The sequence below is a fragment of the Rhizobium sp. SVR5-9E genome, assembly GCF_056755095.1.
On record NZ_JBNDHS010000085.1, the window covers coordinates 1 to 25,982 of the forward strand.

At 60.3% G+C, this 25,982-nt stretch carries 25 protein-coding genes and 1 pseudogene; 16 read left to right on the top strand and 10 right to left on the bottom strand.

Translation table 11 applies throughout. The features are described from left to right. Positions 1 to 661: pseudogene (locus ACPYOJ_RS27215) on the top strand (hypothetical protein); the annotation flags it as partial. Positions 662 to 710: 49 nt separating this feature from the next. On the opposite strand, the gene ACPYOJ_RS27220 reads toward ACPYOJ_RS27215, so the two are convergent. From ACPYOJ_RS27220 to ACPYOJ_RS27250, 7 genes are all read right to left on the bottom strand, one after another. Next, complete coding sequence (locus ACPYOJ_RS27220; protein WP_481419025.1) at positions 711 to 953, bottom strand: DUF2934 domain-containing protein; 243 nt, start codon at positions 951 to 953, stop codon at positions 711 to 713. 17 nt (positions 954 to 970) lie between these two features. After that, positions 971 to 1,501 carry a sigma-70 family RNA polymerase sigma factor gene (locus ACPYOJ_RS27225; RefSeq protein ID WP_481419026.1) on the bottom strand — a complete coding sequence of 177 codons (531 nt, stop codon included), beginning with the start codon at positions 1,499 to 1,501 and terminating at the stop codon, positions 971 to 973. Between the two features lie 87 nt (positions 1,502 to 1,588). Next, positions 1,589 to 2,314, bottom strand: a complete 726-nt coding sequence (locus tag ACPYOJ_RS27230) for a Crp/Fnr family transcriptional regulator (protein ID WP_481419027.1) — start codon at positions 2,312 to 2,314, stop codon at positions 1,589 to 1,591. Between the two features lie 189 nt (positions 2,315 to 2,503). Further along, positions 2,504 to 3,226, bottom strand: coding sequence for a metallophosphoesterase family protein (locus tag ACPYOJ_RS27235; RefSeq protein WP_481419028.1), 723 nt, complete (start codon positions 3,224 to 3,226; stop codon positions 2,504 to 2,506). Further along, positions 3,219 to 4,046: a nucleotidyltransferase family protein gene (locus ACPYOJ_RS27240; RefSeq protein ID WP_481419029.1), complete on the bottom strand. Its 828-nt coding sequence runs from the start codon at positions 4,044 to 4,046 to the stop codon at positions 3,219 to 3,221. The genes ACPYOJ_RS27235 and ACPYOJ_RS27240 overlap by 8 nt, the downstream gene beginning before the upstream one ends. Positions 4,047 to 4,110: 64 nt before the next feature. After that, a complete protein-coding gene (locus tag ACPYOJ_RS27245) occupies positions 4,111 to 4,329 on the bottom strand; it encodes a hypothetical protein (protein ID WP_481419030.1) in 219 nt (72 codons plus the stop codon). 10 nt (positions 4,330 to 4,339) lie between these two features. Then, positions 4,340 to 4,543 (bottom strand): hypothetical protein, encoded by a 204-nt coding sequence (locus ACPYOJ_RS27250; RefSeq protein ID WP_481419031.1) that lies wholly within the window; start codon positions 4,541 to 4,543, stop codon positions 4,340 to 4,342. 248 nt (positions 4,544 to 4,791) lie between these two features. Here ACPYOJ_RS27250 and ACPYOJ_RS27255 point away from each other — a divergent pair, with 248 nt between their 5' ends. The 5 genes from ACPYOJ_RS27255 (at position 4,792) to ACPYOJ_RS27275 (ending at position 10,676) form a co-directional block, all read left to right on the top strand. Next, a complete protein-coding gene (locus ACPYOJ_RS27255) occupies positions 4,792 to 6,066 on the top strand; it encodes a PQQ-dependent sugar dehydrogenase (RefSeq protein ID WP_481419048.1) in 1,275 nt (424 codons plus the stop codon). Between the two features lie 118 nt (positions 6,067 to 6,184). Continuing rightward, a complete protein-coding gene (locus ACPYOJ_RS27260) occupies positions 6,185 to 7,486 on the top strand; it encodes a hemolysin family protein (protein ID WP_481419032.1) in 1,302 nt (433 codons plus the stop codon). Between the two features lie 245 nt (positions 7,487 to 7,731). Next, on the top strand, positions 7,732 to 8,742 hold the full coding sequence (locus ACPYOJ_RS27265) for a Gfo/Idh/MocA family protein (RefSeq protein ID WP_481419033.1): 1,011 nt from the start codon (positions 7,732 to 7,734) through the stop codon (positions 8,740 to 8,742). Positions 8,743 to 8,753: 11 nt separating this feature from the next. Beyond that, positions 8,754 to 9,851 (top strand): Gfo/Idh/MocA family protein, encoded by a 1,098-nt coding sequence (locus tag ACPYOJ_RS27270; RefSeq protein ID WP_481419034.1) that lies wholly within the window; start codon positions 8,754 to 8,756, stop codon positions 9,849 to 9,851. A gap of 57 nt (positions 9,852 to 9,908) precedes the next feature. Then, positions 9,909 to 10,676: a FadR/GntR family transcriptional regulator gene (locus ACPYOJ_RS27275; RefSeq protein WP_481419035.1), complete on the top strand. Its 768-nt coding sequence runs from the start codon at positions 9,909 to 9,911 to the stop codon at positions 10,674 to 10,676. Between the two features lie 80 nt (positions 10,677 to 10,756). Here the strand turns inward: ACPYOJ_RS27275 and uxuA are convergent, their stop codons facing one another. Next, positions 10,757 to 11,944 carry a mannonate dehydratase gene (gene uxuA, locus ACPYOJ_RS27280; RefSeq protein WP_481419036.1) on the bottom strand — a complete coding sequence of 396 codons (1,188 nt, stop codon included), beginning with the start codon at positions 11,942 to 11,944 and terminating at the stop codon, positions 10,757 to 10,759. Positions 11,945 to 11,992: 48 nt separating this feature from the next. Further along, on the bottom strand, positions 11,993 to 12,715 hold the full coding sequence (locus ACPYOJ_RS27285) for a GntR family transcriptional regulator (protein WP_481419037.1): 723 nt from the start codon (positions 12,713 to 12,715) through the stop codon (positions 11,993 to 11,995). Positions 12,716 to 12,894: 179 nt separating this feature from the next. On the opposite strand from ACPYOJ_RS27285, the gene ACPYOJ_RS27290 reads away from it, so the two are divergent. The 5 genes from ACPYOJ_RS27290 to ACPYOJ_RS27310 all read left to right on the top strand — a co-directional run bounded on the left by ACPYOJ_RS27290 (position 12,895) and on the right by ACPYOJ_RS27310 (position 18,185). Continuing rightward, positions 12,895 to 14,070 carry an extracellular solute-binding protein gene (locus tag ACPYOJ_RS27290; protein ID WP_481419038.1) on the top strand — a complete coding sequence of 392 codons (1,176 nt, stop codon included), beginning with the start codon at positions 12,895 to 12,897 and terminating at the stop codon, positions 14,068 to 14,070. Positions 14,071 to 14,124: 54 nt separating this feature from the next. Beyond that, positions 14,125 to 15,231, top strand: a complete 1,107-nt coding sequence (locus tag ACPYOJ_RS27295; protein ID WP_481419039.1) for an ABC transporter ATP-binding protein — start codon at positions 14,125 to 14,127, stop codon at positions 15,229 to 15,231. Between the two features lie 53 nt (positions 15,232 to 15,284). Next, complete coding sequence (locus ACPYOJ_RS27300; RefSeq protein ID WP_481419049.1) at positions 15,285 to 16,109, top strand: ABC transporter permease; 825 nt, start codon at positions 15,285 to 15,287, stop codon at positions 16,107 to 16,109. A 3-nt stretch (positions 16,110 to 16,112) separates the two neighbouring features. Continuing rightward, positions 16,113 to 16,955 (top strand): ABC transporter permease, encoded by an 843-nt coding sequence (locus tag ACPYOJ_RS27305; RefSeq protein WP_481419040.1) that lies wholly within the window; start codon positions 16,113 to 16,115, stop codon positions 16,953 to 16,955. 213 nt (positions 16,956 to 17,168) lie between these two features. Further along, positions 17,169 to 18,185, top strand: coding sequence for an alpha/beta hydrolase (locus tag ACPYOJ_RS27310; RefSeq protein WP_481419041.1), 1,017 nt, complete (start codon positions 17,169 to 17,171; stop codon positions 18,183 to 18,185). A 12-nt stretch (positions 18,186 to 18,197) separates the two neighbouring features. Here ACPYOJ_RS27310 and ACPYOJ_RS27315 read toward each other — a convergent pair whose 3' ends face one another. Next, positions 18,198 to 19,073, bottom strand: a complete 876-nt coding sequence (locus tag ACPYOJ_RS27315) for a helix-turn-helix domain-containing protein (RefSeq protein WP_481419042.1) — start codon at positions 19,071 to 19,073, stop codon at positions 18,198 to 18,200. Positions 19,074 to 19,285: 212 nt separating this feature from the next. On the opposite strand from ACPYOJ_RS27315, the gene melA reads away from it, so the two are divergent. The 5 genes from melA to ACPYOJ_RS27340 form a co-directional block, all read left to right on the top strand. Then, complete coding sequence (melA, locus tag ACPYOJ_RS27320; protein WP_481419043.1) at positions 19,286 to 20,752, top strand: alpha-galactosidase; 1,467 nt, start codon at positions 19,286 to 19,288, stop codon at positions 20,750 to 20,752. A 125-nt stretch (positions 20,753 to 20,877) separates the two neighbouring features. Beyond that, positions 20,878 to 22,962 (top strand): ABC transporter substrate-binding protein, encoded by a 2,085-nt coding sequence (locus ACPYOJ_RS27325; RefSeq protein ID WP_481419044.1) that lies wholly within the window; start codon positions 20,878 to 20,880, stop codon positions 22,960 to 22,962. 116 nt (positions 22,963 to 23,078) lie between these two features. After that, entirely contained in the window at positions 23,079 to 24,086 is a 1,008-nt protein-coding gene (locus ACPYOJ_RS27330) for an ABC transporter permease (protein ID WP_481419045.1), read from the top strand. Between the two features lies 1 nt (position 24,087). After that, on the top strand, positions 24,088 to 25,221 hold the full coding sequence (locus ACPYOJ_RS27335) for an ABC transporter permease (RefSeq protein WP_481419046.1): 1,134 nt from the start codon (positions 24,088 to 24,090) through the stop codon (positions 25,219 to 25,221). A gap of 10 nt (positions 25,222 to 25,231) precedes the next feature. After that, positions 25,232 to 25,982: ATP-binding cassette domain-containing protein (locus tag ACPYOJ_RS27340; RefSeq protein WP_481419047.1), on the top strand; the 751-nt coding region annotated here is incomplete at its 3' end.

Sequence of the window (25,982 nt, forward strand, 5' to 3'; positions counted from 1 at the left end):
GGCTACCCTCGTGCTTCTTTTGGTGTTTATCTGGCTATCAACCTCATCGGCCTCCTATGTCGGTCTGTTTGTGTTCTTCGTGGCTGCAGGAATGGAATGGCTTTGGCGCGGAACAGTGATCGTCAGAGGATCGCGGTTGCGTCGCGGCATGACAGCCGAGTTGCTGGTCGTGACGGCCATTCTGGTGATCGTGGCGATCGTCACCGTCGTGGACACGGCAATATGGACGCCACTCCTTACCATGCTCGACGAGACGATCCTTCAGAAGAACACCACGAGTTCGTTCGAAGAACGGAGCATGTGGACGGCGACGTCCTGGCAGGCGTTTCTAAGCAGCTATGGGCTTGGGGTCGGCCTAGGGGGCACACGTGCTTCTAATTCCGTCGTATCGATGTTGAGCAATGTCGGCCTGTTTGGCGGCATGCTGTACTATGGCTTCGTCATGCTGACACTTCTCCACCCCTTGCCGCCCGACGACGATGAGGGGGCGGCGGTGCTGCATGGCGCGCGATGGGCCTTCATCGCACCGTTTGCGACTTCGGTATTGGGTGCTACCACGCCGGACTTCGGAACCTTCAACGCTTGGCTTTTCGCAATGGCACTCGCCGGATCCGCCAAAGTGGCAGATCCTGTACGAAAATATCCTCGCCTTGCCGGATAAGATTTATCCAGCAAACCCCAGCCAGAGCTCAATCCACTGCGCCGGTTCATCAGCCTCCAGCAACAGCGGCCGCCGGCGCGGTTCGTCGCCGCGGTGTCATCGTCGGAGCTTTCGGCCTGAAGCGGACCAGAACTTCGCGTCCGTCCGCCGAGGCCTGGGTGCGTTCCAGCTCGTCGCGCTCGCGAACGGCTTCCATCCAATGCTCAAGATCGCTGCCGTCCAGGCGTCCGCATTGTTCCCAGAGCGCGTAGGCACGCTGGGCGATCCATTCGTCCCTGTCTTGACCCTTCATTTTACTGTCCCTTTATTTTAATGCAGCGAGGCTGCTTCTGAAAACTGTGTTTCACCAAGTATTTCAAGGAGGTGGCTGCGCGCCCGGTTCACTCGGCTCTTGATGGTGCCGACCTCGCAATGGCAGATCACGGCTGCTTCCTCGTAACTCGTGCCTCCCACGACCAGCAGCAACGCATCGCGGTGCCGCGCGCCGAGCTTATCGATCGCAGCCTGCACCTCGCGGGCTCTCAGGGACCAGTCCTGTGTCGATTTCACCGGCACCTGACATTCGCTAAGATCGCCGACACAGCCGACAGGCTCGCGCTTGCGGCGCTTGTAGCTGCTGCAATAGGTGTTGCGCATGATTGTGAAGAGCCAGGATTTTAGGCTGGTGCCGTCCTGGAACTGTTCGAGATGGCAGAGAGCTTTTGAGACGGTCTCCTGCACCAGATCGTCGGCGTCGTTTTCAACGCGCTCGAAACGTCTCGAGAATGCTTTAAGTGCTGGAAGTAGCGAGATAATTTCCGCTTGGGAGGCGCGGTTCCGTTCGAATGAAGCCGTTGGCATGGCATTTCTCCTTCTTAGCTGGAGCAATGCCTGCGCAATAAGTGTGTTCCCGAGAAAGTTTTTGAGTACGTTAGCGTACAACCGCTATTACTGCTGACGCGAAAGCGGGGTTCCTATCAGTCGCAGGTATTCCTCTTCCGCAGCTCCGTAGGAGCCGTTGGCTTCCTCAATCAGGCCTTTGCGGTTGAGGATGGTGATCTGTCCTCGATTGGCGCGGATATAGCCTTTGCCCTCAAGGATGTGGACTGCCACGGTGACGCCCGGGCGCCTCACGCCCAGCATGATTGAGAGGAATTCATGCGTCAGCGAAATTGTGTTGCCATCCATGCGGTCGTGGACCATCAACAGCCAGCGCGCCAGGCGCTCCTCCAGCTTTGAGTGGCCATTGGCGAGGACCGTCGACGACATCTGCGCCATAAAGGCTTGAATATAGGCAAGCAGCCTGGCTCGGAGCGTCGAACTGGCGTCGATCGCCTCCTGGAGCTTCGTTGAGGAGATGCGAAAACCGGTTCCGGATACCTGCATGAATGTCATGTTCGGCGATTGCTCGCCGCCGAGCACGATGGCAGCCCCTGTCATGCCCTCGCGCCCGGCGATACCCACCTCGATGTCACGCCTGCCCGAAAGCCGGGCCACAATCGAGGCCAGTCCCGACTCCAGGAAAACGACATAGTCGGCCGGCTCATGCGCCTTCTCAATCTCGTAGGGAATATCGAGCGTCACGTATTCGAGGTGAGGAGCGAGAAGCGCCAGATCCCTTGCATCCATACTTTTCAGAAGTGCATTGCGGTATTGTCGGTCTTCAGTCGGCATTCGTTTCCCCTCGGCGGACAAGAATTGCCCGACTCGATGGAAATGGACCCTAGCGCCTTGAAATTACAGCACAACCGACTGTCTTCTATCGTACAAACTTCGTAGCGTGTTCGCGGGCGTCGTGTGCTGGGCAGAGCGGCATTCGAATGACAAGAGTGCCTGCTCAATCGGGCTAGGCTGGTGATCGTTTCAAAGCTCGAGCAGCGCATAGGGCCGGCCGGTCGGCTTTTCGATGTGCGCCGCCACGTTGAAGACTGGAGCTCCGCCGGGTGTGCGACCCTCGTAGGTGCCGCGATGAGCGTGGCCATGCACGACGGCATTCACTTTGAAGCGGTCGATCGTTTCGGCAAGGCGCGATGATCCGAGAAAGGGATAAATTTCAAGCGGTTCGCCGGTGACCGTCTCGACAATCGGTGCATAGTGCAGAATGACCACCGAGCGATCGGCGCGCACCTGGCGCATGGCATTTTCCAGCCGCATCGTTTCTTCGACGCTCTCCGCGACCATCGCCTTGATTGCGCTTTCCCCGAACGAGCCGAGCATATGCCGGCCGAAGCCTCCGACGAAGCCCTTGACGCCGACGAAGCCGACCCCCTCGATTTCCACTGTTTGACCGTTCAGAAGCTTCACTCCCGCATCCGTGAGAATGGAGCATATTTCCTCGACGTGACCGCTTTCGTGGTCGTGGTTCCCGAGAACTGCAACGACCGGCACCGAGCAATTCCGGAGGTCGACGGCAAGCAACTCCGCTTCCCTGGGTTTGCCCAGGTCGGTCAGATCGCCTGCGATGACCAACACGTCCGCAACAGATGAGATTTCGCCGAACAGTTCCTTATAGGACTTGCCGCCATCTTCCCTGACATGAAGATCGGCGACGGCTGCAATTTTGACCGTGTTGCCGCTATCACTCATCCTTCTTCTCCCAATCGCCGCGCAGTTCGCCTTCGCCGCCGACATCGGCGAATCCCCATTCCTTGACATCGATTTCGAAATCGGCCCGGGAATACATGCGGCCGCGGCAAATTCTCATCTGCGGAAGGGGCAGTTCGCGCTGAGCAGCCAGGCGGTCGAGCAATTCATCGAGCAGCCACTGCGGAATCTTGTCGCGCTCCGTCGGATAGATCCAGCGGAAGTTCAGGAGGTGGATAAGCAGCACCTCCCAGTGCACCTCCATGTAGCCGAGCAACTTGCGCCAATCGATCTTGTCGTGGGCGCGAAGGATCACATGGGCAACATCCGCTCCATCGTACCGATGGCGAAGCTGGATGAAGAACTTCGACCACAGCAATTCGGTCGGGCTGACGATCCAGACCGGGCAGCCGCACATCTCAACTTGCCTGGCATCCTCGAACCAGTCCTCGCCGACGGGCATGGTGCCATTGGAAGAGGCAAAGATCACGTCGAAGAAATGCTTGCCCTGAAAGATCTTGCCAAGCCACCGCTCGTCCTCAACCTCGACCGCATAGCCCCTTTCCTTGAAATGGCCGAGAATGCGGGCGTAGTCACCGGCCTTGCAGAAGATGTCGAAATCCTTGGTCTGGCGGGAAATACCGGTATAGGCGCAAACCGCGTAGGTACCGGCGACGAGGAAGGGAATCTTACAGTCAACGAGTTCTCTTATCGCCTCGGCGACGAAAGGCTCGGCATCGGGATCTATGAGTTGGGGCATCGCCCTGGCCTTCATGAGCGCAGGGTTGGGCCTGCCCTTCTTGGTCCCGGTCGAGGCGTTCATCGTTCATCCTTTTTCGTGAGACAGCCAGGTCCAGTATGCGGCTTGCGCGGTGTCATCGGGGGCTTCAGGACGGTTGCTTCCCTGCGTTCTCGCCTTCATCGTAATTCACATCCCAATCCTTCTCCGGCTTTTTGCTTCCCGGTGGGTTGCGATGCACGGTTGCGTCGTCGGAATGGGTGATAACGCGCGGTTTGGCGCTGCTGACGCCACTGTTTTTCGCGCCCTTGCGTGTCCGGGCGAATTGCCCTTCTGCGTCCTTGCGGATTTTATCCTTGTCGGTCATCGCCGGCTCCTTAAAGCACATGTTCAAGCCGCACCGGCGGACGGCGCTTGGCTGCCATCAAGAGGTCGAGTTCTATCGAAGACGGACCAAATCGCTTGAAAAGATTCTTCGCTTGGTCATCGTCGAGACCATATTTCTCAGCAAACTCATGGAGGCTGTAGGGACGCCCGCGCACAGTCCGGCTTCGGCGCGCGGTTTCGCGAATCTGCGTCATGGATTTCTCCCCAGGCTGTTGAGCAGGAAGAACCGCCTATTGCCCCAAAAAGTTCCGCAAGGCCTCAAATGCGCTTTCAAGAAGTATCGTCAACCGGGGCACTTTTCCGTGGAAGACTGCGCCGGCGACGGGAGCCCTAAAACCTCTCGCAGTTCGAGGCGTTTAGCAGCGTACTCGGGAAGCTATCCATGAAGAAAGTCATCGCCGTCGTCCTCGTTGTCATGCTCGTTGGAGGAGGGTGGATCTTCATGTTTGAACGCGACTCCGCTACGGTCCCGATCGAGCAAGGTTACGGCCCGTCGCCGACCTTGCCTGCGCCGAACCCTACGCTGATTCCGACGCTCAATGTGGCCGAGGCGTCGAGCTGGCCGGACGGGGTCACGCCAAAGGCCGCTGGCGGTCTGAAGGTGGAGGCCTACGCCAAGGGTCTCGACCATCCGCGCTGGATCCACGTGCTGCCGAACGGCGATGTGCTGATTGCCGAAAGCAACAGGCCGCCAAAGGGCGGTGACGTCGGCTTCAGTATCCGCGGCTGGGTCGAACGCGCGTTAATGAGGCGAGCCGGCGCTGAGGTGAAGAGTGCAAACCGTATTACCCTGCTCCGTGACGCCGATCACGACGGGACGGCGGAGATGCGGGCGACTTTTCTGAAGGGCCTCAACTCGCCGTTCGGCATGGCCTTTTCCAAGGGCACGCTCTACGTCGCCAACACCGACACGATCATGGCTTTTCCCTACGAAAAGGGGCAGACAGCGATCACTGCCCCAGGTGAGAAGATCGCCGATCTGCCCGCGGGCCCGATCAATCTCCATTGGACCAGGGATATCATTGCCGGCCTCGATGGCGCCAAGCTCTACGCCACCGTCGGCTCGAACAGCAATGTCGGCGAAAACGGTATGGATCTGGAGAAGAACCGCGCATCGATCCTCGAAATCGATCTTGCCACAAAAGCCGTTCGCGTTTTCGCAAGTGGCTTGCGCAATCCGAACGGACTTGCCTGGGAGCCACGGACCAACGCACTCTGGGTCGCCGTCAATGAACGGGATGAGATCGGCAGCGACCTGGTTCCCGATTACATGACCTCGGTCAAGGAAGGCGGCTTTTATGGCTGGCCCTACAGCTATTTCGGCCAGCACGTCGACAGCCGCGTGAAGCCGCAAAATCCCGATCTGGTCGCCAGGGCGATCGTTCCCGACTATGCCCTTGGTCCTCACACCGCCTCGCTCGGCCTTACCTTCAATACGAGCAACCTGTTCGGCCCGGAATATGTGGGCGGCGCCTTTGTCGGCCAACACGGTTCGTGGAACCGCAAACCTCGCAGCGGCTACAAGGTCATCTTCGTTCCCTTCTCCGACGGCAAGCCGTCCGGTCCGCCGCGGGATGTGCTGACGGAATTCATCGGCCCGGACGACAAGGCGCGTGGCCGTCCTGTTGGCGTCGCCATCGACATCAAGGGCGCACTGCTGGTTGCTGATGACGTCGGCAATACTATTTGGCGGGTTTCACCGGCTTCGGCGCAATGACGGAGCGCCCGACAGATAGGGCTCCCACAAAATAGCCGAACGTAGGGCTCCGCCTTGCTTTCCTTCTGGGCGCTTTGGCCCTATCCTAGGATATCTTTGTCAATATCATGAGCTTCTTTTGTTTCTGGAAATTGTAATCGTGGTCATGCTCACCGTTCTGAACGGTGTGCTTGCAATGTCCGAACTTGCCGTCGTTTCCTCCCGTCCCGCCCGCCTCCGGGTACTAGCCGATCAAGGCAGCCGCGGCGCTGCCCAGGCGATCAAACTTGCCGAACACCCAGGCCGTTTTCTCTCCACCGTTCAGATCGGCATTACGCTCGTCGGCGTCCTTTCGGGCGCCTTTTCGGGCGCGACCCTTGGCGGCCGCCTCGCCAATTGGCTGGCCACGCAGGGCCTTTCGCCGGCTGTCTCCGACGCGGTTGGCGTTGGTGCGGTCGTCGTCGCGATCACCTACCTCTCGCTGATTATCGGCGAACTGGTGCCGAAGCAGATTGCCCTGCGCGAGCCTGAAACGGTTGCCAGCAGGATGGCTCCGGCCATGGCCGTACTTTCCAAGCTCGCTTTGCCCCTCGTCTGGCTTCTCGACGCTTCGGGTAAGCTTGTGCTTACGCTTCTCGGACAATCGGGAAAGGGCAGCGATGGCGTGACCGACGAGGAGATCAAGACCGTGCTCGCCGAAGCACAGAGCGCCGGCGTGATCGAGAGCGAGGAATCCGCGATGATTTCCGGCGTGATGCGCCTCGCGGACCGGACGGCGAGAGCCTTGATGACGCCCCGTCGTGATGTCGAGGTCATCGATATCGAAGACAGCCTTGAGGAAATTCGCAAGCAGTTGCATCAGACGCGCCGCTCCCGCCTGCCGGTTCGCCGTAACAGTTCAGACGAGGTGCTTGGCGTCCTCTTCGTCAAAGACTTCTACGATGCGCTGCACACGCATGGTCATGCCAGCATTCAGTCGCTGACCCATGAAGTGCCGGTGATCTCGGATCTTTCGACCGCCACGCATGTCATTCAGGCGATCCGGAAATCGCCGGTTCACATGGTTCTTGTCTACGACGAATACGGCCATTTCGAAGGCATCGTTTCTTCCGGCGACATCATGGAGGCAATCATGGGTGCGCTGCAGGAAGGACCTGCCGACGAGCAGGCGATCGTCCGCCGCGCCGATGGCTCCTACCTTGTTTCGGGCTGGACCCAGATCGACGAATTCGCGGAATTCATGCATTTCAAGCTCGACGACGATATTGAATTCCAGACAGTGGCCGGCCTCGTGCTGGAGGAGCTGAAGCATCTGCCGGAACTCGGCGAAAGTTTTGTGAAGGATGGCTGGCGCTTCGAAGTCATCGATCTCGATGGCCGCCGTGTCGACAAGATCCTTGTTTCCCCGGAGCTTGAACAAGCCGCAGAGCGGACAGCATAGTTCCTCAGTCCAGCGAAGAGCAGTCGGTGGATCGCGCTTTGGCGCCACCCGCCGAGGCATCTGGTCTGACCAGCTGATCGTATCACGAAATCTCCGGGCCAGCGCCTGCGGCCTAGGGAACAGCGGTTGCTTGCGAATCTGCAGCACAAGTATCCTTGACAACAATCCTTCTTGAGTGTCTGGTTTGACCAGGTTGGGAGAAAATGGATGCTGCCAGCATGGCGGCTTTGCAGGAGGAGGCGTCAATGCTGAGATTTGCCGTCGTCGGAATCGACCATGGGCATACGTTCGATCATGTAAAGGGATTGCTTGCCGCGGGCGGGGAATTTGTTGGCTATTGCCCGAAGACGTCGGTTCCGGCGCTGCTCGAAAATTTCAAGAAGACATATCCGGACGCGCCGCAGATCGACCGTGAGACGATTTTCGCCGATCCGACCATCGACGTCATCTGCATCGCCGCCATTCCTCGCGATCGCGCCGGCCTTGCGATCCGGGCCATGAAGGCCGGCAAGGACGTGATGACGGACAAGCCCGGCGTCACCACCTTCGAGCAGCTCGAAGAAGTGAAAAAGACGGTCGCCGAAACCGGCAAGATCTTTTCGATCTGCTTTTCGGAGCGCCATTGCGTGCGCTCTGCCGTCAAGGCTGGAAAGCTGGTCAAGGAAGGGGCGATCGGCAAAGTGATCCAGACCCTCGGCGTAGGCCCGCACCGGCTCCAGCTGCCAACGCGGCCGGACTGGTTCTTCGATCCGGAGGCCTTCGGCGGCATCATTGTCGATATCGCCTCGCATCAGATCGACCAGTTTCTTTTTTATACCGGCTCGACGAGCGGCGAAGTGGTTGCAAGTTCCATCGGCAATTTCGGCATGCCGGAAAAGCCGGCGTTCCAGGACTTCGGCGAGGTGCTGCTTCGCTCGGACAAGGCCGCCGGTTACGTCCGCGTCGACTGGTTCACGCCCGAGGCGCTGCCGACCTGGGGCGACGGTCGCCTGACCATTCTTGGCACGGAGGGCTACATCGAACTTCGCAAATACATCGATATTTCCGGCCGCCCCGGCAAGGATCACCTGTTCCTCGTGAACGGCAAGGAAAACACCTACATCGATTGCAGCGGCGAGAAGCTCGACTATTTCGAGGCGTTCACCGCGGACGTGCGGGACCGCACGGAGACGGCGATGACCCAGGTTCATGTTTATGAGGTTTGCCGTCTTTCGCTCGAGGGGCAGACCAAGGCTGCGCGGATCGGCGGACGATAGGAGGAGATACCATGACGAACAAATTGCGCGTCGGCGTCATCGGTGCCGGTATCGCTTCCCGGCACCTGAGCGGTTTCGACTGGAACAAGGATCTTTTCGAAGTGCCCGTCCTGTGCTCGCTGGACGAAGACCGCGGGCGCGAACTCTGCGCCAAGCATGGCATTCCCGAATATACCCAGAACGTCGACGAGCTTTTCGCCCGCAATGACCTCGACATCATCGACATTGCGAGCCCGCCGGATTCGCATTTCGAGTTCTGCCGGAAAAGCATCGAATCCGGCAAGCATGTGATCTGCGAAAAGCCGCTCTTCGGTTCGATCGCCGAAGTCGATGAGATGAGCGACATCGTTGCCCGCTCGGGCGGCGGGAAGCTGATGCCGATTTTCCAGTACCGCTATGGTTCCGGCCTGCAGAAGCTGAAGCGGCTCATCGAACTTGGTCTCACCGGCCAGCCGTTCATGACGACGATCGAGACGCACTGGTGGCGCGGACCCGACTATTACGCGGTGCCATGGCGCGGCAAGTGGGCGAGCGAGCTTGGCGGCGGCCTGCTCGGCCACGCGATCCATGCGCATGACATGCTGAACTACGTGCACGGCGCCTGCGCCGAAGTCTTCTCCTATGGTGCGACCCTCGTAAATCCGATTGAAACGGAAGACACGGCGGTCCTTGCGGTCAAGATGCAGAACGGATCGCTTGCCGCGCTTTCGATGACGCTCGGCTCGCGCAAGGAAATCTCTCGCCTGCGTTTCTGCTTCCGCGATGTCGTCGCCGAAAGCATTCTCGAACCCTACACGATGGGCCGCGACCCCTGGACCTTCAATGCCGGGACCGAGGAGCACCAGAAGCGCGTCGACGACGCGCTGGCAGGTTACGAAGTCAAGGAAGACGGCTACACCCGTCAGTTCGAGCTCTTCCACCAGGCGATCGTGGAGGACAAGGAGCCGCCGGTGACGCTCCAGGACGCGCGCAATTCACTGGAACTGGTGACGGCGGCCTATCATTCGCAGCGCACCGGCCAACCGACGCCCCTGCCGATCACGGCCGAGCACCCGCTTTACCGCTCGTGGCTTCCTGAGGAGGAGCGGCGCTTGGCCGCCGGCCGCTGACCGCGGCGCAACAAAAATCGCGTCATCCGCTAGGGTGACGCGCTAAGGAGACCCTTCATGGAGGCAGCTCGACCTGCGCTCCGGCTTCAAGGCGAACAGCGACTCTACCAGGTCGTCGCACGCCGGATCTTGCGCATGATCGAGGCAAATGCCGGAAAGCCGGACTGGCATATGCCTTCGGAACGCGAACTGGCCGAAGAGCTGGAAGTGAGCCGCCCGGTCGTTCGCGAGGCGGTCATCGCGCTCGAGATGCGTGGCATCGTCGAGGTGAAGGGCAGGGCGGGCATCATCGTGCGCCCTGTTCGCGGCAAACAGGTTAATTTCGACATGCTCCCGACGGATGCCGGCCCCGGCCCGTTCGAGCTCCTGGAAGCGCGGCTTGCCGTGGAGGCGAGCGCAGCTGCCATCGCCGCCGAGCGCGCGACGAATTACGACATCGCCGTGCTCGAGGACTGTATCTCCCGAATGGAGCAGGAAACGGATGCCGTGGCGCTCACCGAAAAGGGCGACCGCGACTTCCACCTGACGATCGCCCGGATGACCGGGAACGCCGTCATCTTTTCCATGGTCGAAGCCCTGTGGACACAGCGCGATGAATCCCTGATGTGGAAAAAGCTGCACGAGCACATCCACGCGCCCAGCGTCCGTCCGCTCTGGATCGGCGACCATCATGCGGTGCTGGCGGCGTTACGCCTCCGCAATCCGGATGCCGCCTACAAGGCCATGGCCCGGCACATCCGCAATGTCAGCGCCGAGCTGATGGAGGCCGATGAACGCGGCCGGCTTGCGCCCGATCCGGAGAAGGCGGGCGAGGCAAAGGTATGATAACCGAAACGCCGCCTCCCTCACGCATTTAAGAGCAGGAAGACGGACCCGCGCCGTTTGGCGCAGGTCCTTCCAGCCGGTCAGGATGGTATTGCCCCCAGCGCATAGAGGATCCCGCGGAGCTCCGCCAGTCCGCGCATGCGGCCGATGGCGGGGTAGCCCGGGGTGACGGTCTTGTTGAGATCATCGAGCATGCGGTGGCCGTGGTCGGAGCGGAAGACGATTTCATCCTTCGCGCCGCGCTTGCGGTCTTCGGCCACGAGCTCCTTCAGGACTGCGACCATATCGACATCGCCCTCCAGATGAGCGCTCTCATGGAACGTCCGGCCATCGGCTTCGCGTTTGGTGGCGCGCAGATGCGCGAAGTAGATGCGCGAGGCAAAGCGGCGGGCGATTGCCGGCAGGTCGTTGTCGGCGCGCACACCAAGGCTGCCGGTGCAGTAGCACATGCCGTTCGCCGGCGAGGGAACGGCATCGAAGAGGGCGGCGTAATCCTCGGCGCTGGATGCGATGCGCGGCAGACCGAAGAGCGAACGCGGCGGATCGTCCGGATGCAAGGTCAGCTTGACGCCGCGCGCTTCGGCGGCCGGCGTGACGGCCTGCAGGAATTCGATGAGGTGCTGCCGAAGCTTGGCGGCGTCAATGCCTGCATAAGACACGAGCTTGTCGCGGAAGGCGGGAATGGTCAGTGGCTCGGTGGTCGAGCCGGGCAGCGCCGAGGTGATGTTGCGCGTAATGTCGTCAATCTCTTCTTGCGTCATGCTCTCGTAAACTTCGCGAGCACGCTTCTGGTCTTCTGCCGAATAGTCATCGCCGGCACTCTGGCGCTGTAGAACGAAGAGATCGAAGGCAGCGAAACGCTCGTGATCGAAACGCATCGCGGTCGCACCGGTCGATGTCACATAGTCGAGCTCGGTGCGTGTCCAGTCGACAACCGGCATGAAGTTGTAGCAGATGATCGGGATCCCGCAGGCGGCGACGGCTTCGAGGCTTGCGATCCAAGCTTCGATTTCGGCTTTGGCCTTCCCGCCTTTGCGCTTGACCGCATCGGGGATCGGGATGCTCTCCACCACGGACCATGTAAGGGACGAACGGCCGGGCGGGGTGGTCTCGATCATCGACTTGCGTTCGCCGACTTCACTTTCGGTCCAGGCGCGTCCGATCGGCACTTGATGCAGCGAGGAAACGATGTTCGTCGCGCCCACCTGGCGCACGTCGTCCAGGGTGACGGGAGCCTCAGGCCCGAACCATCTCCAACCTTGCCGCATCTGTCTCCTCCTTGTTTGTCTCTTTGCTTATTGATCAGCCGGATCCGCCTAGCAGAAATAATCGGGATGGCGTGCCCGAAGCTCGGCGACGTCAGGGATGACGGCGCTCAAATGGTGAAGCATGGCGGCTCGCGCTGCCTCCACGTCATGGGCTGCGATCGCGTCGCGGATCACCTTGTGCTCGTGAACGACATTGTCCATGCGACCCAGGGCCGGAAGCGTCAGCCGCCGGGCCCGGTCGATCTGTACCTTGACGGTCTTCAGGATGGACCAGATCCCTGGATAGCCGGCGATCTGCGTTATCGCCTCGTGAAACGCCTCGTCCTCTTCATGGAAGTTGGACGCATCGCCGAGAGCCGCGAGCGCGTTTTGCCGGGCGATAATGGAGTCAAGCTGCGCGATATGCCGCGGCTCGGCAATTCTGGCGGCACTTTCGACGGTCGTGCTCTCGAGCGCCTTGCGGATGACGACTGCCTCCGGGATTGCCGATACAGGGACGCGTGAAACGACCGTGCCTGATTGCGGAAAGATATCGACGAGACCGCCGTCGGAAAGCCGAAGCAAGGCTTCACGTACCGGTGTGCGGCTGACGCCGAATTCTTCGGCGATGCGCTTTTCCTGAAGAACCATGCCAGGCGCCATGCGCAGCGATACGATATCCGCATGCAGCCGCTCGAAAATGGCATTCGCTGTCGTCACGCGGCGCAGCTTCCGCGGTCTTTCCGGCAGAGCCGGAAAGTCGATCGCTTCGGAGCTGGATGCCTGCCGCATGAAATTTCCTTAACGTTGACTCTCTCGTGCATACTAGTATATCAATTCAACTGCATTGCCAAGACGCGCCGGAAGGAGCGGCGCTCTTGATAAGGATATTGGAGATTTCTGCAGATCTTGGGAGGCAGGCGTGGCTGGGGTTTTGCCCGGGTAACTGCCGCAGAGGAGGAGAGAACATCATGAAAATTACGCGCAGAACATTTGTCGGAACGGCGGCCGGCGTTGCCGTTGCAGGCATGCTGCCCACCCGGCTTTTCGCCCAGGCGAAGAAGCCGGCGAGCCCGGTGACCATTACCATTGCCGACGTCGCCGGCAATCTGGCGCTGACGCAGGGCATGTTTGAAGCCTATGCCTCGGAAAAGGCAGATTGGGTTTCAAGCTTCGCCTTCACCAAGGCTCCGGCACCCGAGTTGCCAGGCAAGATCAAGGCGCAGCAGGCGGCGGGCAAGGTCGATATCGATCTCGTGCTGACCGGGACGGATGCTCTTTCGGCCGGTCTCGACCAGGACCTGTGGATCGATCTCGCAGCCCACAAGGCCGAGCTTCCGAATCTGGAAAGTATTTTGCAGCCGCAGGCCTTCAAGATGCAGGCGCTCGCCAAGGATCATGGCGTCGTCGTCACCTACTATCCGTCAGGCCCCTTGCTCGAATACATGCCGGACAAGGTCGCGACTCCGCCGAAGACGGCACAGGAGCTTCTCGACTGGACGAAGCAGAACAAGAACAAGTTCCTCTATGCCCGCCCCGCCAATTCCGGTCCCGGCCGAACGCTGCTGATGGGCCTTCCCTACCTGCTCGGCGACAGCGATCCCCGCGATCCGGTCAACGGCTGGTCCAAGACCTGGGAGTATCTCGCAGCTCTTGGTGAAAACATCGAATATTATCCGACGGGTACTGCGGTGGTCTTCAAGGAACTCGGCGAAGGCACCCGCGACATGGTCGCGACCACCACCGGCTGGGATATCAATCCGCGTGCCCTCGGCATCGTTCCAGCGGAAGCCAAGGTGCAGAAGCTCGACGGCTTCCACTGGGTCACCGATGCGCACTACGCCGTCATTCCGAAGGGCGTTTCCGATGAGAAGATGGCCGTTCTCATGGATGTCATCAACTACATTCTGCAGCCGAAGCAGCAGGCGATTGCCTATGACGCCGGCTACTTCTATCCGGGCCCGGCAGTAAAGGACGTCACGATCGACATGGCGCCGCAGGAAAGCCAGGACGTGATCAAGGAGTTCGGCCGCGAGGAATATGCCGACTGGATCGCGAGCAATCCGCTCGAAGTGCCGCTGGAGCCGAAGCAACTCGTCGACGCCTTCCGCATCTGGGACGAAAAGATCGGCGCCAAGAAGGGCTGATCGAACAAGACGGCGCCGCCTCTTTTGGCCGGCGCCGCTCTTTTCTTACAGAGAATGGAGTTTGCGTTGAATTCGCCGGTTAACAACACAGCGCTGTCTTCGCGCAACAATGCCCGTCTCGAACTCGATGGCTTGCGCCGGTCCTTCGGGACGTACAACGCCCTCGACGGCATCGACCTGGCGATCGAGCCGGGTGAATTCATCGCCCTGCTCGGTCCCTCCGGCTGCGGCAAGTCGACGGCGCTCAATTGCATCGCGGGGCTGCTTGGGCTTTCGGGCGGCCAAATCCGCCTCGGCGGCAACCGCATCGACCAGCTGGAACCGGAAAAGCGCGGCTTCGGCATGGTGTTCCAGAGTTATGCGCTTTTCCCGCACATGAGCGTGCGCAAGAATGTCGGCTTCGGCCTTGCCATGCAGGGCATCAAGGGAGCGGAGGCTGACAAGCGCATCAATGACGCGCTGGCGCTCGTCCGGCTCGAAAGCCAGGCGGAAAAGTTGCCCGGCCAGCTTTCCGGCGGCCAGCAGCAGCGTGTGGCGATCGCCCGCGCTGTCGTCATCCGTCCGCCGATCGTCCTGATGGACGAGCCGCTTTCCAACCTCGACGCCAAGCTGCGCCTGGAGATGCGCGCTGAAATCCGAGGCATCCACGACCAGATCGGTTCGACGACCATTTATGTGACCCACGATCAGGACGAGGCGCTGTCGCTCGCCGACCGCATCGTGGTGATGAGCCAGGGACACATTCAGCAGATCGGTTCGCCGCAGGACCTCTACCAGCGGCCGGTCAACCTCAATGTTGCCGATTTCATGGGCTTTCGGACGCGCATCGCCGGACGTGTCGTTTCGGTTTCCGGCGACGAGGCTGAGATCGAGGCAGCCGGCGCCCGCTTGACCGGCACCATGCGGATGCCGCTTCAGGTGGGCGATGCGGCGGTGCTCTCCGTCCGCCCGGAAGATCTCGTTGCAACCTCGGACGGGGCGGGGATTCCGGCGACCGTGACCAGCATGGAATATCGCGGCCGCGCCTTCTTCGGCATGGCGACCGCGAAGGATGGATCGGACCTCTATTTCCGGGCCGATGACGTTCTGCCGCGGGGCGCATCCACCTCGCTGCAGCCGGTAACCGGCAGGGCGCTTGTCTTCAAGGGGGCCGCTAAGTGAGCGGGCCGTCGCTTCGCACCCGGCTTGCCGCCCGCGGCCTCGACGGCACGACGATGCTGGTGCTGCCGGGGCTGATCTTCATGATCGCGCTCTTTGTCTATCCGTTCCTCTACGGCGTCGCGGACTCGCTGACGCCGAAGGAGGGCGGCCCCTGGTACGCGAACTACGCAAAGTTCTTCACCGATCCCTTTCAGTACAACACGATCGGCGCGACGATGTGGCTCGCTCTTCCGGTGACGATCGTCAATCTTGCGCTCGCGGTTCCTATCGCCTTCCGCGTGCGACTCATGCGACGCCAGAGATTGCTGACGACGATCCTTGTTCTGCCGATCACGCTCGGCACGGTCTTCGTTGCAGACGGTCTTCTGACCTTCCTGGGGCCGCGCGGCTGGTTCAATCACGCGCTGCTCGTGCTCGGCATCCTGGATTCGCCGCTCAAGCTCACGAACAACTATTGGGGCGTCTTCGCCTCGTTGCTGATCACCGGCTTTCCCTTCGCCTTCCTGCTCACGCTTTCCTATGTTACCGGCATCGATCCGGCGATCGAACATGCCGCAGCCACGCTGGGGGCCGGTCCATGGCGGCGCTTCTACCGGGTTTTCCTGCCGCTCCTGGTTCCCGGGCTCGCCGTCACCTTCTGCCTTGCTTTCGTTCAGGCTTTCGCGGTGTTTCCGTCGGCCGTCTTGCTCGGCGCGCCCGCCGGGCCGACGCGCGTCATCTCGATTGCCGCTTACCAGGCGGCGTTCGAACAATATGACCATTCGCTGGGCTCGGCGATTGCCCTCATCATGGGCGGCGTCGAACTCTTTGTCGTGGTGGCTGTTCTCGGCTGCCGGTCTCTCTTCTATCGCGGCCCTGCCGGCGGCACGAAAGGCTAAGTGATGATCCGGGACCAAGGCCTTGCATCGAAGATCTGGCGCGTTGCCATCTGGGCGGCGGCCGGCCTTTTCATTCTGAACCTTCTGGCGGTGATTGCCGTCGTCATCATCAATTCCTTCGCGACGCGCTGGCTCGGCACGTGGCTGCCTGCCGGCTGGACGACGCGCTGGTACTTCAGCGCCTGGAAGGAGTTCCAGCTTTCGAGCGTCGTGCTCGTCACCTTCGAGATCGTCTTCACCGTCACGCTGATTTCCGGCATTCTCGGCGTCATGACCGCCTACGCGCTGGCTCGACGCGATTTTCCGGGTAAGCGCTTGATCGTGCTGCTCTTCCTCCTGCCGCTGTTGATCCCGCCTTTGACCTACGGCATCCCGCTTGCAACCGTGCTCTACCAGCTCGGCCTCGGCGGTACCTTCTGGGGCGTGGTGCTGATCAACCTCGTGCCATCCTTCCCCTTCGTCGTGCTCGTCATGATCCCTTTCATCGAGCAAATCGACCCGCGTATCGAGGCGGCTGCGCGCGTGTTCGGCGCGGGCACGACAAGCCTCTTCATCCGCATTCTGCTGCCACTGCTGCTGCCAGGGATGCTGGCTGCATTGCTCCTGGTGCTGGTGCGCACCATCGCCATGTTCGAACTCACCTTCCTCATCGCCGGGCCGACGACGCAGACGCTGGTCGTATCGCTCTACTATGCTGTCTTCGCTTCAGGCGTCCGCGCCGGTCAGTCGATCGACGCCATGGCTGTCGTCTATATGATCACGACGCTTGTCTGGCTGGTGCTTGCGCTGCAGTTCGTCAATCCGACGCAGATCGTCGCCAGAGCCAAACAGCAACCGGTGCACTAGCCGGTCAAGCGGTCTGACGTCGCCTTTGTGAAGAGGTGTCGCTGAACCAAGCATCGTCGTTGAGCCAGAAAGATGATCTCAGCGGGAACCCTGCTGCATGCTTGGGACAGGTTCCCAGCGACTGTTGTCCTTCCTTTACACGATAGCAATTGCCGCTACAGTCTTGGCGAGTCGTAGCGACATTCAGCCGAGGCGAGGGTGAAGAGGAACATCATGCCATTGCGATCAAGAACCAAGGTCGGCTTGGCTGGCAGAGCGATGGCGTGCCTGCTTCTAGCATTGTCGCCGATGATCGATATTGCCCGTGCCGACGACGCCAGTGCACCAACCTACGACCTGCGATCGCGCGCGACCGAAATCATCGCTCGGCTGCTGGACGATAAGGCCGATTTTGGCGATCGAAAGCGGCGCTTCGAGGAGGCGATGAGGGCGACCCCTCAGCCAACCCGAGTGCAGATACGCCAAGTCGATGCCGATGGCGTCGAAGGCGAGCTGATTTGGCCCGCTCGACTCCACCATCCACTTGGCAAGCGCGCCATCCTCTTTCTTCATGGTGGAGGCTTCTATGGCGGTTCCCTGCGTAGCCATCGCAATATTGCGGCTTCGTTCGCGAAGGCGACCTCCGCCGATGTGCTGTTGATCGAGTATCGGCTGCTGCCGCAATACCGCTTTCCGCGCCAGGTCAACGATGCGCTCACCGCTTTTCGATGGCTGCTCGAGTCCGGGTACGAAGCGGGAAACATTGTGGTGATCGGCGACTCCGTCGGCGGAACCCTGGCGCTCCAAATGTCCCTTCGCCAGATCGCTACGAACGCCGAGAAGCCTGCTGCCGTCATAGCAATCAGCCCGATCGTCGATTTCGAGGGTGCGGCGGTTCCAGCGGATGGCGAGGACGAGGTTTCCGTCAGCCGGGAATGGCTGCAGCAGGTGGGGAAGGAGTATGCGGGGAAGGCAAGCACCTCGCTTCAGCAAGTATCACCGATAAACAATGACTATACGGGGTTTCCTCCCGTCCTCCTGCAGGTCGGCGACAAGGAGTCTTTGCGGGGGGATGTCGAACGTCTTTTCGATAAGCTGAAGGCCGCAAACGTCGATACGCGGCTGGATGTAGTGCCGGGGCTTTTCCACGAGGCCTCGCTATTTCCGTTCTGGCTCGACCAAGCTCGGCGCTCCAACCAGCATGCGGCGGAGTTTGCCATGGCTCATTTTGCCGATAAACCAGCACAGTAAACCGAATTCCGTTCAACGGGCCTTTCCGATGCTTGCATACATGCCGGTGGTCCGGAATTCGGTCGGAGTGATGCCGTACACCCGCCGGAAGACTTTGGAGAAGTAGTTGGGGTCGTCAAAGCCGCACATGATCGACACCTCCTTGACCGGCAGGAAATCTGCTTTCGTCAATAGTTTCGTCGCCCGTTGCAGCCGCTGTTGAAGCACATATTCGGCAGGCGGGACGCCTTCGCTCTCCGCAAAGCTGCGGGAAAAATGCGCGCGGCTGAGGCCGACGATGCTCGCCAGCTCGCTGACCGGCAATGGCTGCTCAAGATTGGCGTGTATATGATCGATGACCGGCTGCATGGCGCTGAGGTCTGCCGCAAAAGCCGGTGAGCCGAAGACATCATCGTAGAGTGCCATCGCCGCCTCGTAGGCGATCGCGGAAGCCGCACCAGACGTGGTGGCTCCTTTGATCAGGCGAAGGCTGCAGTCGGCAAGATGGTCGATGGTCGATGGCTGCAGCCTTAGAATGGGACCTGCAAGACCAAGCACCATCTTGTGGATTCTGAGCGTCTCCTCGCCGTGCATCGAGATCCAGAAATATTCCCAGCGGTCACCCTTTTCGAGCCAGTAGCGGTGATTGTGCGGCACAAGCACCATCATTGTATCGCCGGCTTCAAGGTTGTGGGTCCTGTTCTGGTAACGAAGCCGGCCGCGACCGCTGATCGTGTGCTGAAGCACCGTAAAAGGTGTTTGTCCGCGCTTTCTGCCATCCCAGTCGTAGACTTCGTTCTCCCGCACCTCATAGCCCGCGCTGGTCGGCATGGCATGCAATCGCTGTCGGCCGCGAGGCAGAGAGACCGTCCTCATCGACTGGCCATTGGCGATCAAATTGTGCAGCACAAAATTACCCTCGAAAGCATAATACTTCTCTCGCCACCTTTGTGAATATGCGCATAATCCCTTTGCATAAGAGGAAGAGATCGCGGTCGAAAGGACGGCCGGGAGGAATACAGGCTCAATTTCTGGCATTTTCGGACGACATGCGCCAGCATGTGGCCTGTCTCCTCTCTCGCCTTTTTTACCTACCATCTGATTGGATCGAGGTGAAGGTTATGAGTTTCAAAATCGCTATCATCGGGGCAGGCAGCGTCGGCTTCACCAAGAAGCTGTTTACCGACATTCTATGCGTGCCGGAATTCAAGGACGTCGAATTCGCGCTCACGGATCTGAGCCAGCATAACCTCGAGATGATCAAGGCGATCCTCGACAAGATCGTCGAGTCCAACAGGCTGCCGACGAGGGTCACGGCAACGACTGACCGCCGCAAGGCGCTTGAAGGCGCGCGCTACGTCATCAGCTGCGTGCGCGTCGGCGGTCTCGAAGCCTATGCCGACGACATCCGCATTCCGCTGAAATACGGCATCGACCAGTGCGTTGGCGATACGATCTGCGCAGGCGGCATTCTCTACGGCCAGCGCAACATTCCCGTCATTCTCGACTTCTGCAAGGACATCCGCGAAGTCGCGGAGCCCGGTGCAAAATTCCTCAACTATGCCAACCCGATGGCGATGAACACCTGGGCGGCCATCGAGTACGGCAAGGTTGATACGGTCGGCCTCTGCCACGGTGTCCAACACGGGGCAGAGCAGATCGCCGAGGTGCTTGGCGCCAAGTCGCCGAAGGAGCTCGACTATATCTGCTCGGGCATCAATCATCAGACCTGGTTCATTGATCTCCGCCTCAACGGCCGGAAGATCGGCAAGGACGAACTCGTCGCCGCTTTCGAGGCGCATCCCGTCTATTCGCAACAGGAAAAGCTGCGCATCGACGTGCTGAAGCGCTTCGGCGTCTATTCGACGGAAAGCAACGGCCACCTTTCCGAATATCTGCCCTGGTATCGCAAGCGTCCGGACGAGATCACCAAATGGATCGACATGTCGGACTGGATCCACGGCGAGACCGGCGGCTATCTCCGTCACTCGACGGAAACCCGCAACTGGTTCGAGACCGAATTCCCGCAGTTTCTCGAATCCGCATCCAAGCCGATCGATCCGTCCAGGCGTTCCAACGAGCATGCGAGCCATATCCTCGAGGCGCTGGAGACTAACCGCGTTTATCGCGGCCATTTCAACGTCAAGAACAACGGTGTGATTACAAACCTACCGGCTGATGCGATCATCGAGTCACCGGGCTTCGTCGATCGCTTTGGCGTCAATATGGTCTCCGGCATCACCCTTCCGGAAGCCTGTGCGGCCACCTGCATTTCGTCGATCAACGTGCAGCGGATGTCGGTTCATGCGGCGATCAGCGGCGATGTCGATCTCCTGAAGCTCGCCGTGCTGCATGATCCGCTGGTCGGGGCTGTCTCCACGCCGGAGGAAGTCTGGCAGATGGTCGATGAAATGGTCGTCGCCCAGGCCCGCTGGCTGCCGCAATACGCCGATGCGGTCCCCGCCGCCAAGGAGCGCCTGTCGAAGGCCAGCGTGAAGACGCGCGACTGGGCAGGCGCTGCGCGGCGCAACGTGCGCTCGATCGATGAGCTGCGTGCTGAGAAGGAGGCTCTGAAACAGGCCGTTTGAATTTCGTGTAGAATGGGGTGCGGCGGGTTTCCGGGAGGGAAACCCACCGCGTCAAAACCCGGTTTCACGTCGTTAGAGGAGAAGCGGAAGCTGCCTGCGGGCGCTCCGAACAAGAGGGAGAGACGATGAGGAATTTTCGCAATCTTGGCATTCTGACCGCACTTTCGCTGAGCGTCTCGGTCGCGGCCTTGCATGCATATGCTGCCGAACCGACCGTCGCACCGGAACCAGCACCTTTCCCGGCCGAAGGGAAGATCAAATACGTGGCGCGCGATTCCATTCTGGAATTCAAGGCGCTGCCGGAATATCACGAGCCGGATTGGGTCACGAAGAAGTTCGTCGACACCGGCAAGCTGCCGCCCGTCAAGGACCGCCTTCCGAAGGAGCCGCTGGTTTACAAGACCGGCAACATGCCTGATGGCGTCGGCATCTACGGCGATACGATGCGGCACGTCATCGGTGGTCGGCCGGAAGGCTGGAACTATGGCGCGGGCCAGACACAGGGCTGGGGCGGCATCGATATCGGCCTGTCGGAATGCCTGACGCGCACCGGTCCGCTCTTCCAGGTCGAAGCCAAGGACACCGAACCGCTTCCGAACCTCGCCAGGAGCTGGGAATGGTCGAAGGACGGTCATAAATTGACGATGTACCTGATCGAAGGTGCGAAATGGTCGGACGGCGCTCCGTTCGGCGCCGACGACCTCATGTTTTACTGGGAGGACGAAGTTCTCGATCCGAACGTTTCGCCGTTGAACGGCGCGACGCCGGAAACCTTCGGCGCCGGCACGACGCTGAAGAAGATCGACGATTACACCGTGGAATGGACATTCAAGGAGGCGTTTCCGAAGCAGTATCTGTACGCGATGGCTTACGGAACCTTCTGCCCGGGTCCCTCGCATATCCTGAAGCCGCAGCATCCGAAATATTCGAAGAACACCTACGAGCAGTTCAAAAACGCCTTCCCACCGGAATATATGAACATTCCGGTGATGGGCGCCTGGACGCCGGTCGAATACCGGCCGGATGACATCATCGTCATGCGCCGCAATCCCTACTATTGGAAGGTCGACGAGAAGGGCAATCAGCTGCCTTATCTCAACGAGTTGCAGTACAAGCTCTCGACCTGGGCCGACCGTGATGTTCAGGCCGTTGCCGGCTCCGGGGACTTTTCGAATCTCGAGCAGCCGGAAAACTTCGTGGCATCGCTGAAACGCGCGGCGGAAAAGACGGCTCCGGCCCGTCTCGCCTTCGGACCCCGGCTTATCGGCTATAACCTGCGCATGAACTTCTCGGCCAATGGCTGGGGCAATCCCGACGAGCGGGGCCAGGCTATCCGCGAGCTCAACCGCAACGAGGACTTCCGCAAGGCCGTCACCATGGCAATCGACCGCAAGGCGATCGGCGACTCGCTGGTCAAGGGGCCGTTCACGGCGATCTATCCCGGCGGCATTTCCTCGGGCACGAGCTTCTACGACCGCAAATCCACCGTCTACTACCCCTTCGATCTTAAAGGTGCGAAGGCCGAACTCGCCAAGGCCGGTCTCAAGGATACCGATGGCGACGGCTTCGTGAACTTCCCGGCCGGAACCGCGGGCGGCAAGAATGTCGAGATCGTCATGCTCGTCAACAACGACTACACGACCGACAAGAGCCTTGCCGAAGGTGTTGTCGGACAGATGGAGAAGCTTGGGCTTCGTGTCGTCCTCAACGGGCTGAACGGCAACCAGCGCGATGCCGCCAACTATTCCGGCCGCTTCGACTGGCTGCTGCGGCGCAACGACACCGAGCTCTCCTCGGTCGTGCAGAACACCGAGCAGCTGGCCCCTGTCGGTCCGCGGACGAGCTGGAACCATCGCGCGCCGGAAAATGGCGAGGTCGACATGATGCCCTACGAGAAGGAGCTGGTGGACATCATCAACAAGTTCACCGCCACGCAGGACAATGACGAACGCGTCAACCTGATGAAGCAGTTCCAGAAGATCTCGACGGAGCATGTCTACACGGTCGGCCTGACGGAATATCCGGGTGCGCTGATCATCAACAAGCGCTTCTCGAACATTCCTGAAGGTACGCCAATCTTCATGTTCAACTGGGCTGAAGACTCCGTCGTCCGCGAGCGCCTGTGGGTGGCTGCCGACAAGCAGCAGAAATACGAACTCTTCCCTGAACAGCTCCCCGGCAAGCCGGGCGAGAAGGGTCCGCTAAACTAGAGCTCCCTCCCGGATGAAATGGGCTTCCGGCCGCGCGTGGCGCGCGGCCGGACATAACCAACTAGCCGGCCGCGCTGACGAAGAGCGACTGGCGGCAAGGAGAAGCGAACCGTCCGATGTTCCGATTCCTGCTCGTGCGCATAATGTCCGCGATACCCGTGCTTCTCATCCTGAGCGTGGTGACATTCGCAATCATCCAGGCGCCACCCGGCGACTATGGCGACTATATCCGTTCGCAGCTGATCAATCAGGGCGGTGCATCCTACGCGCAGGCCGAGGCGCAGGCGCAGGCCTATCGCGTCGAGCACGGGCTCGATAAGCCGATGGTCGTCCAGTATGTGAACTGGATCACGGGCATCGTCACGCGCGGCGACTTCGGCTACAGCCTCTATTACAACAAACCGGTGGCCGACGTTGTCGGCGAACGGCTGCCGCGGACGTTGCTTCTTGCGCTCGTCTGCCATCTCTTCGCCTCGGTGCTTGGCATCGGTTTCGGCATCTGGGCGGCAACAAGACAATATAGCTGGATCGACAGCCTGCTCTCCGGCATTTCCTTCCTCGGCATGACGGTGCCGCGCTTTCTGATGGCGCTGATCATTGTCTATCTGCTGGTATTCCAGTTCAACATCTCGGAGATCGGCAGCTTCTTCTCGCCGCAATATGGCGGTGCTCCGTGGTCCTGGACGAAGTTCGTGGATCTCGTCAGCCATGTCTGGCCGGTCGTGGCGATCGCCACCTTCGGCGGGCTCGCCTACAATATGCGTGTCATGCGCGGCAACCTGCTCGATACGTTGAACGCGCAATATGTCGAGACCGCCAAGGCCAAGGGCCTGACCGGTGGCGCAGTGGTCATGCGCCACGCCGTACCGAATGCCCTGCATCCGCTGGTCATGTATCAGGGCGTCGTTCTGCCCTACATGCTGACCGGCGAGATCGAGACGGCGATCATTTTCGCGCTTCCGACCGTCGGCCCCGCCATCGTCGGCTCCATGGCTGTCGGCGATGTCTACGTTACCGCAACCTTCATGATGGTTCTCTCCGCCACGCTGATCGTCGGCAACATTATCGCCGACATGCTGCTTGCCCTGCTTGATCCGCGTGTCCGCCAATATGGAGGAGCCTGAGATGTTCGCCTTCGACTCCTCTCCGTCATCGCCGCACGAAACAACCGTCAAGAAACCGTCGCATGGCAACGAAAGCTACATCGCGCTCGTCTGGCGCCGTCTGAGGCGGTCATGGACCGGCATGATGGGTCTGGTGCTTGTCGTCCTTCTGATCGTCATGGCGATCTTCGCCGACTTCTTTGCGCCGATGGACCCAAAGGCGACCGATGTCGGTTTTGCGCCGCCGCAGGTCATGAGCTTCCACGACAAGGACGGCAATTTCGTCTTCCGGCCACGTGTCTATGCGCTCGCCGATTCCGAGGAACTCGATCCGATCACCTTCCAGCCGATCGTCGGCCCCGACTATGACAATCCGCGCTATCTCGGCTTCTTCGTGAAAGGCGCGGAATACAAGCTCTTCGGCTTCATCCCCGCCAGCCGGCATTTCTTCGGTTCGATAGACGGCGAGCCGGTGCACTTTCTCGGTACTGATAAGTTCGGCCGCGACGTCCTTTCGCGTGCAATCATCGGCTCGCGTATTTCGCTGATGATCGCACTGACGGTCGTCTTTATCGTCACGATCGTTGGTACAACTGTCGGCATGGTCTCCGGTTACTTCGGAGGGACCTTCGATATCTGGGTCCAGCGCTTCGTCGAACTGGTGCTCGCCTTCCCGCAATTGCCGTTTTATTTGGCGCTGACATCGCTCATCCCGGTTACCGCACCCACCAACGTCTTCCTCGCCTTCGTTATTGTCGTCATGTCGGCACTTGGCTGGGCGCAGATGTCGCGCGAGGTGCGCGGCAAGACGCTGGCACTCGCGCGCATCGATTATGTACGGGCGGCGATGGCCGTCGGCGCGTCCGACCGGCGCATCATCTTCCAGCACATCTTTCCGAACGTGATGAGCCACGTGATCGTGGCCGTGACGCTGCATATTCCAAGCGTCGTGCTGCTCGAATCCTTCCTTGGCTTCCTGGGCTTTGCCGTGAAGCCGCCGCTGATCTCGTGGGGTCTGATGCTACAGGATACGGCGAATTACTCCGTCATTGGCACGTATCCCTGGATACTCGCTCCCGTCGGCTTCGTGCTGGTCACCGTCTTCGCTTTCAATGCGCTGGGTGACGGTCTGCGCGATGCGGTCGATCCATATTGAGGTGGTGAAGATGGCTCTTGCTCTTGTCAGTTCGTTCGCACCGCCCGTCCGGCACGACCACGACGGCCGCTCGGAAAGCCCGATCATCGACGCCCGCAATGTTGCGGTGAACTTCAAGGTCGAGGACGGCGTGGTGGAGGCGGTCAAGAATGTCTCGTTCCAGCTCTACCGCGGAGAGACGATTGCGATCGTCGGCGAGTCCGGCTCCGGCAAATCGGTGACTGCCCGCACGGTGATGGGGCTTCTTTCAAAGCGCGCGGTCATCTCGCCGAAGTCCACCGTCGAGTATGACGGCGCCAACATCCTGAAATTCTCCGAACGCGCCCGCCGCAAGCTGCGCGGCAACCGGATCTCGATGATCTTCCAGGAGCCGATGAGTTCGCTCAATCCGATCTATACGATCGGCAGCCAGATCGTTGAAGCGATCCGGGTGCACAAGAGGGTCGGCCGCCGGCAAGCCCAGGCCCGGGCGCTGGAACTGCTGAAACATGTGCAGATTCCGGACCCGGAGGCGCGGCTGAAGCAGTATCCGCATCAGCTCTCTGGCGGACAGCGTCAGCGCGTGATGATCGCAATGGCGCTCGCCAATGATCCGGATGTGCTGATCGCCGACGAACCGACAACCGCGCTTGACGTCACGGTGCAGGCGCAGATCCTCAATCTGATCCGCAACCTGCAGAAGGAGTTGCGGATGGCGGTGATCCTCATCACGCACGACCTCACCGTCGTCCGGCAGTTCTCAGATTACGTCTATGTCATGC